This is a genomic window from Nocardia stercoris, assembly GCF_003696265.1.
Taxonomy (GTDB): domain Bacteria; phylum Actinomycetota; class Actinomycetes; order Mycobacteriales; family Mycobacteriaceae; genus Nocardia; species Nocardia stercoris.
On sequence record NZ_RFFH01000005.1, the window covers coordinates 255,187 to 273,599 of the forward strand.

Genomic DNA, 18,413 nt, shown 5'->3' on the forward strand with positions numbered 1-18,413 from the left:
GCTGGTCTCGCCACCATCGCCGGTGCCTTTCCACGCACCCGCGACGGCGAGTGTGGGAAGGAATCCCCGTGTTGCCCTCTGTCGATCGTCGTACTTTTCTGGCCGGGTCGGCCGCCGCACTGGGCGGCGCAGTTCTGGGTTCGGTGTCCGCGGGAATTTCGGCCCCGACGGCACGGGCGGCCACCGGCACCATCGCCGACGTCCAGCACATTGTCGTCCTCATGCAGGAGAACCGTAGTTTCGACCACTACTACGGAATGATGAAAGGTGTGCGCGGATTCGGTGACCGCGCCACGATCATGCTGCCCGGCGGCAAATCGGTGTTCGATCAGCCGAACGGTTCGGGTCGGCAATACCCGTTCGCACTGGACGCCACCGGATCGACCGGCGAGACGATGGCGCAGTGCCAGGGCGACCTGCCGCACGCGTGGGCAGACCAGCACAAGGCATGGAACAACGGCCGGCTCGACTCCTGGATGGCCGCCAAGAACAAGATCGGCACGCTGGGCTACCTGCAGCGCTCCGACCTGCCCTTCTACTACGCACTCGCCGACGCCTACACCATCTGCGACGGCTACCACTGCTCCGGCCTCACCGCCACCGGTCCGAACCGGACCTATCTGTTCAGCGGCACCGTCCACGCGGCCGGCGGTCAGGGCGGCCCCGCCTACGACGGGGGATCGGAATCCGGCCTCAGCTGGCAGACCTATGCCGAGGCGTTGCAGAACGCCGGAATTACCTGGAAGGTCTACCAGAACGCCGCGGACAATTACGGTGACAACGGACTGGCCTACTTCTCGCAATTCACGGGTGCGGCGCACACCTCGCCGTTGTGGATCAACGGAATGTCCAGCGTTCCGACCGGAACGGGCGCGACATCGACCGATATCGTCGCCGGAATCAAGAGCGATGTGCTGGCCGGAAAATTGCCACAGGTTTCCTGGATCGTCACCGACCAGATCACTTCGGAACATCCGATCGGGCCGCCGGTCAACGGTGAGCGATTCGTCAGCGAATTGCTCGGCGCGCTGAATGCCGATCCGAATGTCCTGAACAGTACGGCGCTGTTCATCACCTACGACGAGAACGACGGATTCTTCGACCACGTGCCGCCGCCGTCGCCCGCGGCCGGCGTGGCCGACGAATTCGTGAACGGTGTCCCGGTCGGTCTCGGCTTCCGGGTCCCCATGCTCGTGGTGTCGCCGTGGTCGAAGGGCGGCTGGGTCGACTCGCAGGTCTTCGACCACACCTCGGTCATCCGGTTCATGGAGACCTGGTCGAAGGCGATCGGCAGATCGGCGCCCTGCCCGAACCTGAGCGCCTGGCGCCGGTCGGTGTGCGGTGACCTCACCTCCGCGTTCGACTTCACCAAGCCGGTCACCGGTCTGCCGTCGCTGCCGACGCCCGGCGCGGCGATCAGCGCCGCGACCTGCTCGGTGCTGGCGAACCCGATCCCGACCACCAACGCGCAGCCGACACCGGAGTCCGGCACCCGCCCGGCCCGGGCGCTGCCGTACCAGCCGACCGCCTACGAGTCGGCCTGGTCGTGGCAGGGCAACAACGGCCAGGCCACGCTCACCCTCGCGAATTCCGATTCCGCCGCAGCGCATTTCGCGGTCTACGACAACACGACCACCGCGGTGCCGGGCCAGTACACCGTCGCGGGCGGCACCCGGACCTCGGCGACGGTCGCGGTCTCGTCGAACGCCTACGACCTCACCGCGGTCGGCCCGAACCGGTTCCTGGTCCGGTTGATCGGCAACGGCACCGGCGCCGGCAAGCAGTTGCAGGCCCACACCCGGATCGCCGTGGAGTCGGGCACCGGCAAGCTCGCGTTCTGGATCGACATGGTCAACGGCACTTCCGCCCAGGTGACGTTCACCGTGAAGTCGAACAACTACCGCACCGACGGCCCCTGGACCTATACCGCGAAGGCCGGGCAGACGGTCAGCGACTTCTGGAACGCGGTGGCCTACAACAACGGCTGGTACGACTTCACCCTCACCTGCTCCGCCGACTCCTCGTGGTCCCGCCGTTTCACCGGCCACATCGAAACGGGGGCTGCCAGCATCAGCGGCTGACCGGGATTCGCGAACATCACAAGATCCGCACGAGGCCGCTCCCGTCACCGGCCGTTGCGTAGGATAGCTCGATATTTGCTCGCTGCTGTACGCTGCGGCCGGTGATCGGCCGGCCGCAGCGAACTCGTCGGAGCCGAGTTCTCGGCCCGCTACGGACGGGAGTGACGGATGAGCCGGCTGGGCGCCTGCTACGAGCCCATCCCCGCCTGGCCGCCGGGCCGTTGCCACGCGGTCCGGCGGCGGTGGACGTCGAAGCTGCTATCGCTCCTCGTGATCGGCGTGCTGACGCTGCTGGTCCTGGCGGGCGGGCCCGCCGCACCGGCGCGCGCCGACGCCCCGCTGCGCCTGGCGGGCTACGTCACCGACAACGCCGGGGTGCTCGACGGCGGGCAGACCGCCGAACTACAGCAGGCCGTCGACACGTTGTACGCGCGGGATCACGAGCGGCTGTGGATCGCGTACGTGCGCGACTTCGCCGGGCTGGACGCCCACGCGTGGGGCGAACAGACCGCGCGGCTGTCCGGCTTCGGCGAGCGGGACGTACTGCTCGCCGTCGCCGTCGACGACCGCGCCTACGCGTTCAGCGGAACCGTGCCCGAGTCGATCACCGACCGGGAGCTGGACCGGATGCTCACCGATCAGGTCGAGCCGAAGCTGCGGGCGGGGGACTGGGCCGGCGCCGGCCTGGCCACGGCGACCGGGCTGTCGAACGCCACCGGCAAGTCCGGCGGCGTCGACCTGGTTCCGCTGGTGATCCTGGCGGCACTCGTAGCGCTGGCCGTGCTGGGCGTGTGGCTGTGGTCGCGACGGCGGGCAGCCCGGCGCGCCCGCTCGACCCTGGAGTCGGCCCGCCGCATCGATCCGGCCGACCTCACCGCACTACGGGCTCTCCCGCTACCCGTCCTCGATGCCCTGTCCAAGGACACGCTGGTCGACACCGACAATGCCATCCGCACCAGTGTCGAGGAATTACGGCTGGCCACCGACGAATTCGGGACCACCGCCACCGCCCCCTTCACCGCCGCGCTGCAGGCCGCGCGCAACGCCCTCGCGAAGGCGTTCGCGATCCGCCAGCAGCTCGACGACGATATTCCCGAAACTCCGGACCAGCAGCAGGGGATGCTGGTCGATCTGATCAGCAGCTGTGGTGGCGCGAATCGTGAATTGGACGCCAAGGTCGCCGAATTCGACGACATGCGCAATCTGCTCATCAATGCCGGCGAACGCCTGGACACACTGACCCAGGGCACGGTCGAACTGATGGCGCGGCTGCCGGGGTCGGAGGCTACGCTCGCCGAGCTGGTGGCGCGACATCCGGCGTCGGTGCTCGCGCCCGTCCGCGACAACGTCGGTATGGCGCGAGAGCGAATCACGTTCGCGGAGAAGGCGATCGCGGACGGCCGCGCCGCGGCGGCCCGGCCGGTGGGCCGGCAGGGCGCGGCGGTCGCCGATATCCGGGCCGCGGAATCGGCCGTGGATGCCGCGCGCACCCTGCTCGACGCGGTCGACACGGCAGCGACCGATATCGAGCAGGCCCGCGCCGGGCTGCCCGCCATGATCGAGGAGTTGCGCCGCGATCTGGTCGGCGCGGCCGGCCTGTCCGAGCACGGCGGCACCGAATTGCCCGCGGCCGTCGCGGCCGCGCGGACCGCCCTGGAGCGGGCGGCCGCCCAGGGTGCCGAGAATCCGCTCGGTGCCTTCCAGCAGGCCGTGGCCGCCGATACCGCGCTCGATCAGGCCGTCGCGGCCGCCACGGATCGCAAGCGCGCCGCCGACGAACTGCGCCACCGACTCGACCAGACGCTGACCGCTGCCCGCAGCCAGGTGCACGCGGCCGCCGACTACATCAGCACCCGGCGCGGCGGCGTGGACGCCGAGCCGCGCACTCGTCTCGCCGAGGCGCAGCGCAGCCTGGACCAGGCCGAACAACAGGCGGCCGCCGATCCCGACCAGGCGCTCCGATTCGGCCAGCGCGCAGCCGAATTGGGCGCACGGGCGCTGCAGACCGCACAGACCTCGGTGCGCGAATGGCAGGCGCGGCAGCAGCGCGCCACCTCCGGCAGCTCCGCGACCGGGGCGATTCTCGGCGGGATCCTGATCGACAGCATGCTGCGTGGCGGGGGCGCGGGATCCGGCTGGGGTGGTGGATCCAGTTGGGGCGGTGGTGGTTTCGGCGGCGGCGGCTACGGGCCGGGTTCCTTCGGCGGTTCGGACGGTTCGCGCCGGATCAGCCGTGGCGGAAGGTTCTGAGCCGCAGCCGTTTCCGGTCGGCGGCTCAGTCGGTCGGCGAGCAGCGGGGCACCGATGCCGTGCAGCAGCACACTGCCGGTGACGACGAACAGGGTGACACCCACGAGCAGTCTGATATCCGATCGGGCGGTGAGCCCGTTGACCGCCAGCAGACCGAACACGATCGTTGCGACACCGCGGGGGCCCAAGGCGGACAACATGATCCGTTCCGCGGTGGTGAAATGGGAGCCCAGCAGCGCGAGCCAGACCGGGACGATGCGGAACACGGTCAGCGCGAGCAGCCCGTAGACGAGCGCGTGCCAGTCGAGCCAGGGAATGCCGATCGCGATATTGCCCACGATGAACCACAGGCCCAGGCTGAGGAATCGGCCCAGGCCCTCGGTGAGTTCCAGTGGCTCGCCGGGGATGTCGCCGTGCACGGTGCGGTAGGTCAGGCCGGCCAGGAAGGCCGCCACGAAGCCGTTGCCGTCGATCAGCACCGCGAGCGCGTAGGTCAGCACCGGGACCGCGAGAAGGCCGCAGCGCACGGTGTGCGGTTCGGTCCAGCCGCGGGTCGCGCACCGGGTGAGCAGGATTCCGGCGGCGGCGCCGACCGGGACGCCGACCAGCACGGATTTGAGCACCGCCGGCACCGCGTGGCCCAATGCCTCGAGTGCCTGGTCGGAGTCGGCGCTGCGCTTGCAGGCCTCGAGCGCGAACAGGAAGATCGGTGCCGCCAAGCCGTCGTTGAGCCCGCTCTCGATATTGAGCGTGTCCCGGACCCGCTGGGTGATCCGCCGGTCGGTGAGGACGGCCCGCGCGGGCACCAGGTCGGTCGGCATCACGACGCAGGCGATGAGCAGCAGCAACGCCCACGAATTCTGGTCCAGCACATACTTTCCCGCGAAAGTGGCCAGCGCCAGACTGCCGACGAACGCGACGAGCATGCGGGCCACGCCGGTGCGGCCGACGACCCGGGCCTGGATCTCGGTGGCATCGTCGAACAGCGACAGCGCGAGCAGGAACTCGACCACCCGCTGTGCGGTATGGGTATTGAGGCTCTCCAGAATCCAGTGTTCGCTGGTGGCACCGACCACCAGGCCGACCACGATCATCGCCACCGGAGCGGTGACGCTCCAGCGGGCGAAGGCTCCCGAGACGCACGCCCACGCCAGAATGACCGCCATCGTCGCGGTGATCGCGAGGAACATGACGGCAGACGCTAGTGGATCGGCGCCGCGGGTAGTGGTAGGCGAGCGGGGACAATTCGAATATCGCAGGGGTACAGCCGATTTCAGCTGCGCCCCTGCGTCCTTCCGAATCCGTTGCGCCGGTGGAGCGGCGGTATCGGACCGAGGTCAGATCAGCCAGTTCAGGAAGTCGATGGAATTGGCGAGAACATTCGTCAAGAAAGCGATAATCATGCGCGTACCCCTTCCGGAATTCCGGCGCCGTACCCAGTGCGCGGCGCGTAGTCGGGAGACTACCGCACCGGCCGAATTTCCAACGCCAACTCGATAATTGACCTCGAAACGCGCACATTTCGCACGGATTGGGTAATTCTGCGAATCGTTCCGGGTGGGAAATTGCGCCTTTTGCCGATCGAGTGGCCGCCGGTCGCGCGCAACCGGCGACCGTGCCGCGCGGCCGGTGGCCGGCGGGCCGCGGTGCGCGCTGCGGGCCGGGGTAGCCGACGGCGGGAATTCGCCGCGCGCGGTAGGGTCGGAGGAGCTATGTAAACGGCCCGGACGCCGTGGCCGATACATTGTCGGTCCCGTGTGTTCGGGGGCGCCTCCTGTGCCACAATCGGCCCAGGTGGGACGGGCAATGCCCGAGGGAGGACGGAGAACCTGACATGGGCCTGATGGACATGATCAAGGGTGAGTTCATCGACATCATCGAGTGGCTCGATGACGGCAACACCACCCTGGCGTGGCGGTTTCCCCGCTACGACAACGAGATCAAGAACGGCGCGCAGCTGATCGTGCGCGAGGGCCAGTGGGCGATGTTCGTCTACCGCGGCCAGCTCGCCGACCAGTACGGTCCGGGCCACTACGCCCTGACCAGCGAGAACATGCCCGTCATGTCGACCCTGCAGGGCTGGAAGTACGGCTTCAACAGCCCCTTCCGGTCCGAGGTGTACTACATCAACACCCGCCCGGTCACCGAGATCCGCTGGGGCACACCGCAGCCGGTCACCGTGCGCGACCCCGACTTCAAGATGGTGCAGGTGCGCGCCAACGGCACCGGCACCGTGCGAGTCAAGGACCCGGCGGTGTTCCTGCGCCAGGTCATCGGCACCGAGAGCAACGTCGACATGGAGCAGATCACCGATCTGATCCGCCGCAACGTCGCACTCGCCTTCTCCGACATGGTGCTGGCCAGCGGCCTCGGCGCCATCGACCTGCAGGGCAAGCAGGTCGAATTGTCCGGCAAGCTGCGCGAATTCGTCGCCACCCGGGTCGAGTCTTTCGGTCTGGGCGTCGACGACATCACCATGTCGATCTCGCTGCCGGAGGAGATCCAGCAGGCGATGACCCGCGGTGTGGCCAAGGGTGTCGAGGCCAGCGGATTCATCAACAACGTCGACCTCAACCGCTACACGCAGGCGCAGGCCGCCGACGCCATGCTCGCCGCCGCGCAGAACGAGGGTGGCGGCGCCGCCGGTGCCGCGGTGCAGGCCGGGTTCGGTGTGATGCTCGGCGGGCAGATGGCCGGTGCGATGGCGCCGCAGGGCTACCCCCAGCAGGGTTATCCGCAGCAGGGATACCCGCAGCAGCAGGGCTATCCGCAGCAGCAGCCGGGTTACGGTCAGGCGGCCCCGCCGCCGCTGCCGACCCAGCAGCTGTTCCACGTCGAGATCGGCGGCCAGGCCGCGGGCCCGTACCCGCTGGACCAGCTGCGCCAGCTGGTGTCCAACGGCCAGCTGACCCCGCAGACCAACGTCTGGAGCAACGGAATGGCCGCGTGGGCAGCCGCGTCGACCGTGCCCGCGCTGCAGCCGCTGTTCAACGCGCCGCCGCCGCTGCCGGGCACGCCGCCGCCCCCGCCGTCGGCCCAGTGACGCCGGGCGGGACCGGTTCGCGGCCGCGGAGAGAACTCCACGGCCGCAACCGATCCCGCCACTCACCGGATGGGACCGCTGGCGGTGCCGGAGGGCGCCGCACGGGGGACGGGACGCCCCGGGCGCAGCACGATTCGCTGCGCCGCAACCGGTCCCGCGTCCGCTGCGGTCGACGTACGGCCGGCGCAAATGTTGTGATATCGGGTGGTGCGAATCCTGTCGTGCCGCAGGATTCGAGTGCTGGAGGATCGACCCAGTGACAGGCAGCCCCTCTGACGTGCCCCCGCCGCTTCCGGGCCGCCGGGACGGCGACGCGTCCGCCCCGCCGCCGGCCCCGAGCGGTCCACCTCCGCTGCCGGGTGCCGGCGCCCCGCCGCCACTCCCCGGCAACTCCGCCGGCCCCGCGGGCCCGCCGCCGCTGCCCAGCGGCGCGCCGAATACGCCCGCCCAACCCGCGCCACCCACCGTCGTCTACGGCGGAAACTCCGGCGCGGGCGGACATCTCCCGCCCCCGGCGCGGCCGGGCGCCGTGCCGCCGCCGACCGGCGCACCAGGCTATGCGCCCCCGCCGCTGCCGCCCGGTGCGCCGGGCAACCCGCCGCTCCCGCCGCAGAGTAATCCGCGGGGTCAGGTGCCTCCGCCCCCGCCCGGGCCGCACGGCCAGGTGCCGCCGATGCCTTCTGCTGGCGCGCAGGGGAATACGCCGCCCCCGCTCCAGGGTGGACCGCAGGGGCAGGTGCCGCCGCCGCTGTCTAGTGGTCCCCACAGCCAGGTGCCGCCGCCCCCGCCCGGCCCCCAGGTGCCGCCGCCGTCGGCAGGTCCCCACGGGCAGGTGCCGCCGTTGCCTTCTGCTGGTGCACAGGGGAATACGCCGCCCCCGCTCCAGGGTGGACCGCAGGGGCAGGTGCCGCCGCCGCTGTCGAGCGGTCCCCAGGGCCAGGTGCCGCCGCCCCCGCCCGGTGCACAGGGGTATGCGTCGCCGGCCGGTCCGCAGGGCTATGCGCCGCCGCTGGTTCCCGGGAACATGCCGCCCGCGCCGCAGGGGTACGGGCAGGTTCCGCCGCCCGGGTACGGCACTCCCGCACCGGGATTCGGCCCGCCACCCGGGTACGCGCCAGGGCCCGGTGGCGCACCGGGATTCGCGCCACCCGCGGCCGGCGGCCCGGCGATCGGGGTCACCTTCAGCCCGTCCGCGCAGCCGCCGGTCGAGAAGGCCGCGCCCGCATCGGAATCCGACGATCCGAACCCCGGCGACCGGGCGATGCTGCACCGCACCGAGCTCACCCGCACCTATCCCTGCGCGAACTGTGGCTCCCAGCTGGCGTTCGATCCGGCCAGTCAGAAGCTGCGCTGCCCGAGTTGCGGCAACTACGCCGAGATCAGCGCGCCGCGCGAGCAGATCGTGGCCCACGATCTGGCCTCGGCCATGGCGCAGCTGCGGGAATGGCAGGCCGAGGACGCCGGTCCGCAGCTGACCGGCGACCACGAGGTCAAATGCCAGAACTGTGGTGGTACCACGGCTTTCGCGGGCACGCTGACCGCCACCCGGTGCCCGTACTGCGCCACCCCGATCCAGCGCGACGATGTGTACAACGCGCCGGCCCGGCTGCCGGTGGACGGCGTCCTGCCGTTCCGGATCGACGAGAAGACCGGCCGGTCGCTGGTCGAGAAGTGGGTGTCCGGCCGGTGGTTCGCGCCGTCGGACTTCAAGAAGTACAAGCGGCTCGGGTCGTTCGCCAGCGTTTATCACGCGTACTTCACCTACGACGCCGAGACCAGCACCTGGTACACCGGTGAGCAGGGCATCGAGTACACCGTGCAGGTGGGCCGCGACGACGACGGCGACCCGATCTACGAGACCCGGGTGAACTGGTATCCGGTCTCCGGTCAGGTCGACAACGAGTTCGCCGACCTGCCGGTTCTGGCCAACACCGAGATCGACCGCAGCCGGGTGAAGGCGCTGGAGCCGTGGCCGATCGCGGAGGCGATCAGCTACTCGCCCGAGTACCTCGCCGGCCACCTGGCCCGGACCTACGACCAGGACGCCGAACAGGCCTTCCCCGAGGCGCGCCAGCAGATGGAGAGCGCCATCGAATCCACGGTCCGCGCCGATATCGGTGGTGACCAGCAGCGCATCCACGACCTGCGGTCCACCTGGAACCAGCTGGCGTACAAGCATGTGCTGCTGCCGATCTGGCTGCTCACAGTCGTCTACGGGGACAAGCCGTTCCAGGTCTACATCAACGGCCTGACCGGTGAGGTGTCCGGTGAGCGGCCGTGGAGCAAGGTGAAGCTGTTCTTCGCGATCCTCGCCGCGGTGCTGGTGATCGTCGCGATCATCGCGATCTTCGTGGCGACCAGGCATCCGCACACGACACCGACTCACCACTACTCGCCGCCACCCGCCACCCATCATCGGTAACGCATCCGCCGCACCGGAACTCACAACACACGGAGGTCGCAGATGATCCTGCTTCTGGTTCTGCTCGCCCTGCTGGTGCTGGCCGGGGGTGTGGTCGCGGTCGTGTTCGCGATCGCTCGGGGTCAGAAGCAGCAGCTCACCTCGGACAACCAGGTGGTCGCCGGGACACCGAGCCGCGCGCCGCTGTCCTGGGCCGGGTCGCACGATCCGGAGCCCCGCCTGCACCGGCGGTTGCGGGACGCCATGAAGGCGCTGCACGCGGTCAACGCCTACGACACCGCGGCCTCGCTGGGGCTGCGGGTCGCGCTGGAACAGCAGGCGCTGGCGCTCGACGACAACCTGGTCGCCATTTCCGCGCTGCCCCAGCCGCATCGGGAGCGCCAGCTGCCCGAGGCCACCCGGGCGGTCGAGGCCATCGAGGCCGGTGTCGCCCAATATGCCACGGCGGCAACCAAACCCGACGCGGCCGCGCTGGACGCCGATCTGGCGCTGGTGCAGGCCCGGGTGGACGACGCCGCGCTCATCCAGCGCAGTCTGGGCGCGGGCGGTCCGGTGCCGCCGAGCCCGTACCTCACCTCGCGCGACGCCCCGACCCAGTTGTCGGTGCCGATCGAGCCGCCGCCGAGCGCGCCCGCGGCACCCTGGCAGCCGCCGCGCAACCCGGAGGCGGAGGGTCCCGGCGCGGCCGGCCCGTCCGACGAGACCCGGCGGTTCTGACCGACCGCCGCGGCCGGGGGCGACCCGCCCCCGGCCGCGAATTCCTCACAGCGCCAGGCACACCGAACCGAAGTTCAGGCCCGGCGCGACCTGGACCTGGATATTGCGGGACGCGACACCCCAGTAGCTGAACTGGACCGCGGACAGCGTGTGCACGCCGGGACCGACGGGAGTCCAGCTCACTTGCGCGGTGCCGTAGGCGGGACTGGTCGCCATACCGAGGAAGCCGGTGAGGTTGTCGTAGAAATAGACCGAGTCATCGGAATTGACGGTTGCGGTCACCGTGTACTGACAACCGGTGCCGTACACACCCGCGCCGCCGATACCGAGGCCGGACGACACCGAAACACTGGTGATGTCCGCCGACGCGGCGGGGGCCGTCGATGCGATCGCGAGCGCCGCCGCGCCCAACGCTGTTGCGGCGACCGCGATTCGGGCACCCCGAAGTCGAATGTTCATGTCTCTTACTCCCGTTCCCGACCGATCGCCGGCCGGTCCCGGCAATTCGGACTCGATATGTGAAAGTATCGGCGGGGGAGCGGATCCTATGAACACCTGTTCGAATTATGAATCATTTTGTGGCGCAAACTGAATCGCATCGATTCCGCGGTGTTATGCGGGTGCCGCGCCGTGATCGTTCCCGGTGCCGGTGAGTGCCCGCCGGGCGGCCTACACTGCCCCCAGGCACCGGCCGTGCCCGAAAGCTCGAACGAGGCGAAGGATTCCGTCATGCCCGTCCTGCCCTGGACCGCCGGATCGCACCGTCCCGCCGCGGCGGACCAGTTGCACGTGCTCACCTCCCGGCTGCCGTTGACCCGCTTCACCGACGTGCCGCGATTCCTGTACTGGACCTTGCGCATCCGGCGCCAGTTGGCGACCGCCCCCGGCTGCGTCGGATACACCCTGGACGCCAAGCTCCTGCGCAAGACGTTCTGGACCCTGTCCGCCTGGTCCGACAAGCAGGCCATGGACACCTTCGCGGGCAGCGGCACGCACGCCGCGATGCTCGCCGACATGCGCGGCCGGCTCGGCGAAGCGAATTTCGTGGAGACCCGAGCCACGCCGGACCAGCTGCCGCTGTCCTGGGCCGAGGCCCGGACCCGTATCGGCTGACCGAGCGTTACGGTTGCGCGGCGGTGGTGACGGCCCGCCGGTCGCAGCACACCGCCTAGACGATCGCGGCGCCGACCGGTTCGGTGCGCCAGGTCGACCTCGGCGCCCGCATCGCTGGACATCCACGGGTCCGGCCGAGACCACCTGCTAGTACAGGACTTGCGGGACCACGGGCCGGCGGCGCGAGGCCGCGCCGCAACTACGGCCGGGATCGACGAAGACCGGTCGGGCGACGGTTTCGGGTGGTCCTACCCGGTCGAATCCGGGATGCGCGTGCCGGTGACGACGGTGGCGTCGAGGTCGTCGCAGTATTCGATCGCCGCTCGCAGTCCGTGCCCGGTGAAGACCTCGGCGAGCACCGGCGCCTGCGCGGTGCTCGTCTCGACCAGTACCGTGCCGCCCGGGGCGAGCCAGTGCGGTGCCGCGGCGGCGACCCGGCGGGCGAGGTCCAAGCCGTCGGCGCCGCCGTCGAGAGCCGAAAGTGGTTCGTGGTCACGGGCTTCCGGCGGCATGTCGGCGATGTGATCGGTGGGCACGTAGGGGGTGTTCGCCGCCAGAATGTCCACCCGGCCGGCCAGCTCGGCGGGCAACGCGTCGAACAGGTCACCGGCGCAGACCCGGCCGCCGAACGGCGCCAGGTTGACGCGCGCGCACGCCACCGCGGCCGGCTCGACATCGGCGGCCCACACCTGCGCGGCCCGGCCCGCCGCCCGCAGTTCGGTGCCGATCGCCAGGCCGAGAGCGCCGGAGCCGCAACACATGTCGAGCACGACCAGCGGGCGATCCGTATCGGCCGCCCGCGTCAGCGCCACCTGCACCAGCCATCCGGTGCGCTGCCGGGGAACGAATACACCGGGCCCGACCCGCACCCGCAGCCCGCGAAACTCGGCCCAGCCCAACAGATGCTCGAGCGGAGTACCCGAAACCCGCTGTGTCACAAGAGCGTCGAGCTCGTCCCCGAATCCGGCCGCCTCGATCAGCAGCCGCGCCTCGTCCTCGGCGAACACACACCCGGCGGCCCGCAATCGGGCCACGACCGCCGCGGTCGCCGAATCCGCCGGTGGTACGGGCTCGGCCTGTGCCGGGTGGTGCTGATCATCGGTCCTCACGACCGCAATTCTGCGCTGGTCCCCGATGCCGGTCTGCAACGGCCTGGCCGCATTTATACGGCGGCCCGAGAAATCGCTGCTGGCGGAGGTTCGGCTGCGCCCGGGCAGGCTCGGCCGACGCTGTCGTGCCCGGTCCGCGCAGCCGATGCCCGGTCCGCGCGGCTGAGGCCCGGTCCGCGCAGCCGATGCCCACTCCGCGCGGCCGAGGACCACCCGTGCAGCCGAGGACCACCCCGTGCGGCCGAGGACCACCCGTGCGGCCGATGCCCACTCCGCGCGGCCGAGGACCACCCGTGCAGCCGAGGACCACCCCGTGCGGCCGATGCCCACTCCGTGCGGCCGAGGACCACCCGTGCGGCCGATGCCCACTCCGCGCGGCCGAGGACCACCCGTGCGGCCGATGCCCACCCCGCGCAGCCGATGCCCACTCCGCGCAGCCGAGGCCGTCGGCATTCGGGTGCGCCGGTCCGCCGGCGAGCTGTGCCGTCCCCGGACACGCGCCGGGGCCGGCCCGAGCGGGCCGGCCCCGAGGCTCGGCACATCAGTGGATCAGCGGCTCAGCGCGAGCCCGGCAGCCCGAAGGTGCGGCTGACGTCGACGTAGATACCGCGCTGTGCGGGGCGCGTCGGCGGCAGCAGCGACGACACCAGTTCGTTGGCGGAGGTCATGGCGCCCACCACCGGGATACCGGTGACGATGAAGTCGCCGACCGCCCGCCGGATATGGTTGGGCGAGGTCACCACGACCGCGCTGTTCGCGCCGATGTCGCGCAGCATCTGGCTGCTGTAGAGGGCGTTGCCCACGGTGGAGCCGGCCCGGTCCTCGACGTGCACGCGCGAGGCGGGGATGCCGTGCCCGATCAGCCAGCCGGCCATGGCCGCGCCCTCGGAGATGCCGTTCTGCGGGTTGCCACCGGTCACCACGATCGGCGACATGGGCGCCGCGATCGCCTGCAGCCAGGCCGCGCCGAGCCGTTCCAGCAGTTCCGAGCGCATCGTGCCGTCGGGCAGCAGCCCGTAACCGAGCACCACGATGCCGGTCTGCGGGCCGACCAGGGCCGGGAGCGGGACGGGCAGGGTGCCGACAGCCGCGCCGATCGCACCCAGCACCCCGCGCACCCCCTGCGCCATGCCGCCGTCGACGCCGGCCAGCCGGTTGAGCGCGGCCTCCCGGGTGATCAGGTCGCCGACGTAGTCGGACCAGATGGCCTGCAGGGCCAGAGCCTGGGTGTCGTCGGGGTTCTGCGCGAGCAGGGCGGCCAGGGCGCCGAGGCCGCCGCGGTCGTCACCGTTGACGAAGTTGTTCTGGGCGGTGTTGTACAGGTCGTCGGTGGGGTCGGCGAACGAGATACCGGCCGCCGGCCCGGCGACGACGATGGCGGAGACGCAGGCCGCGAAGACCATGCGTAGGCAGCGAGGGATTCTCACTAGGGCACCTTTCGAACCAAACGGGGTTTTACCTTTTTGTTGCTGGAAAGTGACTGACCGTCACGACCACGATACGGGTGCAACTCGGCCGAGTCGCGGATTTGTCCCGAATGGGATTCGGACACCGCGGCGCGGTGGCCGCCCGCACGACCGCGCCGGATATGGTGTGAACCGTGGAAACCAGTTCGCTACCGGGCAAGGAACTTGCCGCCGCTCTCAATTCCGCCACCCGTGAGCGCGCCGCCGCGCTGACCGAATCGCGCGGCCGGGCGCCGCAGCTGATGTTGGTGGTCGCCAACGACGATCCAGCCAGCGGCTGGTACGTGAAGTCGCTGCAGCGCGCTGCGGAACGACTCGGAATCATTTGCGACACACTCGATCTGGGTGCCACCGCCACCGCAGAGGCGATCCGCGAGCGGCTGCACGCGCTCAGTGCCGATCCGGCGGTGGACGCAGTGATGCTGCAGACGCCGCTGCCGGCCGGGGTCGGCCTCAACGACGTCAGCATCGCCATCGCGCCGGCCAAGGACGTCGACGGCGTCAGCCCGGCGTCACTGGGCCTGCTCGCCGCCGGCCTGCCCGGCTTCCCACCCGCGACCTCCGAGGCGGTCGTGGAGTTGGCCAAGCACCACGGCGTGCCGCTGTCGGGGCGGCATGTGGCGGTGGTCGGTCGATCGAACGTGGTGGGCAAGCCGTTGGCCCAGCTGTTGCTGGCTGAGGACGCCACCGTGACGGTGTGTCACTCCCGCACCACCGACCTGCCCGCGGCGACCTCTGCCGCCGATGTGGTGGTGGCGGCGGTCGGCCGCGCCGGTCTGATCACCGGCGACCATGTTCGCGAAGGTGCCGTCGTGATCGACGTCGGCACCAACGAGGGTCCGGACGGCGGCATCGTCGGTGACGTCGACGCCGCTTCGGTGGACGGCAAGGCCGCCGCTCTGAGTCCGGTACCCGGTGGGGTCGGCCCGGTCACCACCGCACTTTTGATGCGGCACGTGGTGACCGCGGCCGAGGCACTCGGCTGAGCTACCGGGCGTCGCCGCCCGGTAGCCCGGTGATCACCAGTGGGTGGTCACCGGGTCGCCGACGCTGACGTTCTCGTAGTACCACTCGGCGTCGTCCGGGGCCAGGTTGATGCAGCCGTGGCTCACGTTCTCCACGCCCTGCGAATCGACCGACCACGGCGCCGAGTGCACGAACACGCCACCCGAGGTGAGCCGCTCGGCGTAGTCACCCACGAAGTAGTACCCGTCCGGGCTGCTGCGCGGGATGCCGATGGTCGCGGAGTCGAACTGCAGGTAGCGGTCGCGCTCCATGACCGGGAACGTGCCGACCGGGGTCTCGTGCCCGGGCCGTCCCATCGAGGCCGGCATCACCCGCGGCGCCTGGCCGGGGATGTACACCGTGAAGGTGTGCGCCGACATGTCCGCGTCGGCGGTGGTGCCGTAATCGGTGGTGAAATCGGTGTGGGCCCTGCCGGCCTGCACGCCGATGCCGGTGTTCGCCGGTAACGGGGCAGCGGCCTTCCACACCAGGTTCTGATCGTCGCTCCACTGGAACGAGCCCGCGAGCGGGCCGGCCGCTGTACTGACAGCGACTGTGCGTTCGGCCGCGGCCCGGTCGGAAACCGGGTTTGCGAACCGGATGCTGATCGGTGCCGCCACACCCACCCGTTCACCGGATGAGGGGGAGACCGAGCTCACCGCGAAGACGCGAGGCGCGATGCTGGCTGCGCCGGCTGTGCCGGTGACTGCTGCCGTAGTCGCGACCGAGGTGGCCGCGACGGCGAGCACGAGAGAGAACCGCCGAAATGACGTCCGCATGTTTCCACCCTTTCGAGTGGTTGTGGCAAGGAACGTCCCATTCTAGAACTGGACATATGCCGCAGAACAGTCAATGTGACGTAACGGTGCCCGGACCGGCGGATGTGATCTCAGCCGGCTACCGCGGCGAAAACTTCTGCGGCGACCGCGTCCGCCCGGGCCACGATTTCCTCGATCCGGCCCAGGATCGGGGCGAACTCCGCGCCCTCGCCGTCGTGCAGCAGGCCCACGTTGATCGCGATGTTCAGCCGGGAACTGGTGACGGCGGCCCGCGCGCAATCCACCGCGGCTCCGATATCGGTGATCACGTTGGGGTTGCCGATCGGTAGCAGATCGGCGGCCAGGGCCACCACATCGTCGGCCACGGCGACCACTTCGGCGGGCACCCGGGCCGCGGTCAGCAGCGCCGCGGTGATCGCCGCCGCGCGCACGGCCGACTCGGCGCCGTCGGTCTTGGGCAGCTTGTAGGCCGCGCCCACCGCCGTGAACGCCGCGGCGTCGGCGTCGGACAGGGACAGGGCCCGTTCACGCGCCGCGTCGGCGGCGTCGATGATGCGCTCGATCACCGGACGGTTGTCGGCGTCCTTGGCGCGCGTCGTATAGCGGGCCACCATCGCGACCAGCGCGGCGCCCTGGGCGGCGTGCAGCGCCGCCACCGCGCCACCGCCCGGTGCCGGGATCTTCGCCGCCAAGTCGCTCAGATAGCCGCCTACCGTCGCGTCGGCGAAGGACGAAACACCGTGCGACAACGTGGATTCGGCAGACATGAGCGAACGACCCTCCGGAACGTGACGTGGGGTGGGACAATGGGCGTGATACCCGCAATACCGTACTAGTAACCGGCCGACCGGCCCCCGCGGACCCGCGGCCGACACTTTGCTGCCCGATTCGCCCGGGTGCCTGCGCCGGATATCCGGCGGCGCGAGTAGCGTGCCGGTCATGCGTATCGGACTGGGTATCAACTACACCGACGGCTTCAAAGCGGTGGCCACCGAGGTGGCCGACCTGGAGCGCGCCGGGGTCGACATCATCTTCGTACCGGAGGCCTACTCCTACGACGCGGTGAGCGCCCTGGGTTATCTCGCCGCCATCACCGACCGCGTGCAGCTCGCGTCGGGAATCCTGCAGCAGTACACCCGCACCCCGACGCTGACCGCCATGACCGCGGCCGGCCTGGACTACGTGTCCGACGGCCGTTTCATCCTCGGCCTGGGCGCCTCGGGCCCGCAGGTGATCGAGGGCTTCCACGGTGTGCCCTACGACGCGCCGATCGGCCGCACCCGCGAGATCATCGAGATCTGCCGCAAGGTGTGGCGCCGCGAGCGCCTCGAGTACCAGGGCAAGTACTACACGATCCCGCTGCCGGAGGGTCGGGGCACCGGGCTGGGCAAGCCGCTCAAGCTGATCAACCACCCGATCCGCGAGCGGATTCCGGTGCTGCTCGCGGCTCTCGGCCCGAAGAACGTGGAACTGGCCGCGGAGCTCGCCGAGGGCTGGCAGCCGATCTTCTTCCTGCCGGAGAAGGCCGATTCGGTCTGGGGTGACGCGCTGCGTGCCGGTACCGCCAAGCGTGACCCCGCGCTGGGTGCCATGGAGGTCTACGCCGGCCCGGCGCTGGCGATCGGTGACAACGTCGAGGGACTGCGCGAGTTCGTGAAGCCGCATCTGGCGCTCTACATCGGCGGCATGGGCGCGAAGGGCAAGAACTTCTACCACAACCTCGCCACCCGCTACGGCTACGGCGCCGAGGCCGACCGGATCCAGGAGCTGTATCTGTCCGGCCAGAAGGAGGCCGCGGCCGCGGTCGTGCCCGACGAGCTGGTCCGCGACATCTCGCTGATCGGTTCGCCGTCGTTCGTCGCCGAGCGGGTGCAGGCGTTCAAGGAGGCCGGTGTGACCGTGCTGAACGTGACGCCGATCGCCGCGACCGCCGCCGAGCGGGTCAAGCTGATCGAGCAGCTGCGCGCGCTGGTGTGACCGCGGGCCGGGTGGGTCCGGTTCTCGTACCCACCCGGGCGGCCCGGCTCAGCGGCCGCTGATCGCCGCCAGTGCGGCGTCCAGTGACGAGTGGAGTTCGAAGACCTGGTCCAGGTTCGTGATCTTGAGCTGGCGGCTGGTGGCCGGGCCCTCCGCGACGATCGCGATCCGGGTCCGTTCCCCGGCCCGCCGGTACGCGGCGACGAGCGCCGCCATGCCGGCCGAGGCGAGGAAGGTCACGCGGGCCAGGTCGATGATCAGGTTGGCCGGGTTGTCCGCCAGGGTCGCGTCGATCGCGGTCTCCAGTGCGGGCGCAGTCGCCAGATCCACCTCGCCGGTAACCGTGAGCACCGTCGCTTCGCCGCCTGCCGTGACCGTGGTGGTCATGGACTCGGCGACGGGATTCGTGTCTCCGGAAATGTTGGTCACAACAAACCAATCTGCCACGAAC

The 18,413-nt window shown here is 70.3% G+C and carries 15 protein-coding genes; 8 read left to right on the plus strand and 7 right to left on the minus strand.

The features are described from left to right. The first annotated feature begins 68 nt into the window (after positions 1 to 68). Complete coding sequence (locus EBN03_RS14780; RefSeq protein ID WP_199742771.1) at positions 69 to 2,081, plus strand: phosphocholine-specific phospholipase C; 2,013 nt, start codon at positions 69 to 71, stop codon at positions 2,079 to 2,081. Positions 2,082 to 2,249: 168 nt separating this feature from the next. Beyond that, a complete protein-coding gene (locus EBN03_RS35540; protein ID WP_122188597.1) occupies positions 2,250 to 4,331 on the plus strand; it encodes a TPM domain-containing protein in 2,082 nt (693 codons plus the stop codon). On the opposite strand, the gene EBN03_RS14790 is transcribed toward EBN03_RS35540, so the two are convergent. After that, positions 4,265 to 5,521, minus strand: coding sequence for a cation:proton antiporter (locus tag EBN03_RS14790; RefSeq protein WP_122188598.1), 1,257 nt, complete (start codon positions 5,519 to 5,521; stop codon positions 4,265 to 4,267). The two genes, EBN03_RS35540 and EBN03_RS14790, sit on opposite strands and share 67 nt — an antisense overlap. Before the next feature lie 644 nt (positions 5,522 to 6,165). On the opposite strand from EBN03_RS14790, the gene EBN03_RS14795 reads away from it, so the two are divergent. The 3 genes from EBN03_RS14795 to EBN03_RS14810 all read left to right on the plus strand — a co-directional run bounded on the left by EBN03_RS14795 (position 6,166) and on the right by EBN03_RS14810 (position 10,513). Further along, positions 6,166 to 7,374, plus strand: a complete 1,209-nt coding sequence (locus EBN03_RS14795; protein WP_122188599.1) for an SPFH domain-containing protein — start codon at positions 6,166 to 6,168, stop codon at positions 7,372 to 7,374. A gap of 841 nt (positions 7,375 to 8,215) precedes the next feature. Continuing rightward, complete coding sequence (locus EBN03_RS14805) at positions 8,216 to 9,796, plus strand: hypothetical protein (RefSeq protein ID WP_267899290.1); 1,581 nt, start codon at positions 8,216 to 8,218, stop codon at positions 9,794 to 9,796. 42 nt (positions 9,797 to 9,838) lie between these two features. Next, a complete protein-coding gene (locus tag EBN03_RS14810; protein ID WP_122188600.1) occupies positions 9,839 to 10,513 on the plus strand; it encodes a hypothetical protein in 675 nt (224 codons plus the stop codon). 45 nt (positions 10,514 to 10,558) lie between these two features. Here EBN03_RS14810 and EBN03_RS14815 read toward each other — a convergent pair whose 3' ends face one another. Further along, positions 10,559 to 10,972 carry a hypothetical protein gene (locus EBN03_RS14815; RefSeq protein ID WP_122188601.1) on the minus strand — a complete coding sequence of 138 codons (414 nt, stop codon included), beginning with the start codon at positions 10,970 to 10,972 and terminating at the stop codon, positions 10,559 to 10,561. A 270-nt stretch (positions 10,973 to 11,242) separates the two neighbouring features. Here EBN03_RS14815 and EBN03_RS14820 point away from each other — a divergent pair, with 270 nt between their 5' ends. After that, a complete protein-coding gene (locus EBN03_RS14820) occupies positions 11,243 to 11,626 on the plus strand; it encodes a DUF3291 domain-containing protein (protein ID WP_147471593.1) in 384 nt (127 codons plus the stop codon). 248 nt (positions 11,627 to 11,874) lie between these two features. On the opposite strand, the gene EBN03_RS35060 is transcribed toward EBN03_RS14820, so the two are convergent. Continuing rightward, complete coding sequence (locus EBN03_RS35060) at positions 11,875 to 12,660, minus strand: putative protein N(5)-glutamine methyltransferase (RefSeq protein WP_233608406.1); 786 nt, start codon at positions 12,658 to 12,660, stop codon at positions 11,875 to 11,877. Positions 12,661 to 13,292: 632 nt separating this feature from the next. Continuing rightward, positions 13,293 to 14,138, minus strand: coding sequence for a YdcF family protein (locus EBN03_RS14830; protein ID WP_122188604.1), 846 nt, complete (start codon positions 14,136 to 14,138; stop codon positions 13,293 to 13,295). 197 nt (positions 14,139 to 14,335) lie between these two features. Between EBN03_RS14830 and EBN03_RS14835 the strand changes: the two genes are divergently transcribed. Further along, entirely contained in the window at positions 14,336 to 15,187 is an 852-nt protein-coding gene (locus EBN03_RS14835) for a bifunctional 5,10-methylenetetrahydrofolate dehydrogenase/5,10-methenyltetrahydrofolate cyclohydrolase (RefSeq protein ID WP_122188605.1), read from the plus strand. A gap of 33 nt (positions 15,188 to 15,220) precedes the next feature. Here EBN03_RS14835 and EBN03_RS14840 read toward each other — a convergent pair whose 3' ends face one another. After that, positions 15,221 to 15,985 carry a L,D-transpeptidase gene (locus EBN03_RS14840; protein ID WP_122188606.1) on the minus strand — a complete coding sequence of 255 codons (765 nt, stop codon included), beginning with the start codon at positions 15,983 to 15,985 and terminating at the stop codon, positions 15,221 to 15,223. A 110-nt stretch (positions 15,986 to 16,095) separates the two neighbouring features. Then, positions 16,096 to 16,752 (minus strand): cyclodeaminase/cyclohydrolase family protein, encoded by a 657-nt coding sequence (locus tag EBN03_RS14845; RefSeq protein ID WP_122188607.1) that lies wholly within the window; start codon positions 16,750 to 16,752, stop codon positions 16,096 to 16,098. A gap of 172 nt (positions 16,753 to 16,924) precedes the next feature. Between EBN03_RS14845 and EBN03_RS14850 the strand changes: the two genes are divergently transcribed. Next, entirely contained in the window at positions 16,925 to 17,962 is a 1,038-nt protein-coding gene (locus EBN03_RS14850; protein ID WP_122188608.1) for an LLM class F420-dependent oxidoreductase, read from the plus strand. Between the two features lie 48 nt (positions 17,963 to 18,010). On the opposite strand, the gene EBN03_RS14855 is transcribed toward EBN03_RS14850, so the two are convergent. Next, complete coding sequence (locus EBN03_RS14855) at positions 18,011 to 18,391, minus strand: STAS domain-containing protein (protein WP_325052078.1); 381 nt, start codon at positions 18,389 to 18,391, stop codon at positions 18,011 to 18,013. Between the last annotated feature and the right edge of the window lie 22 nt (positions 18,392 to 18,413).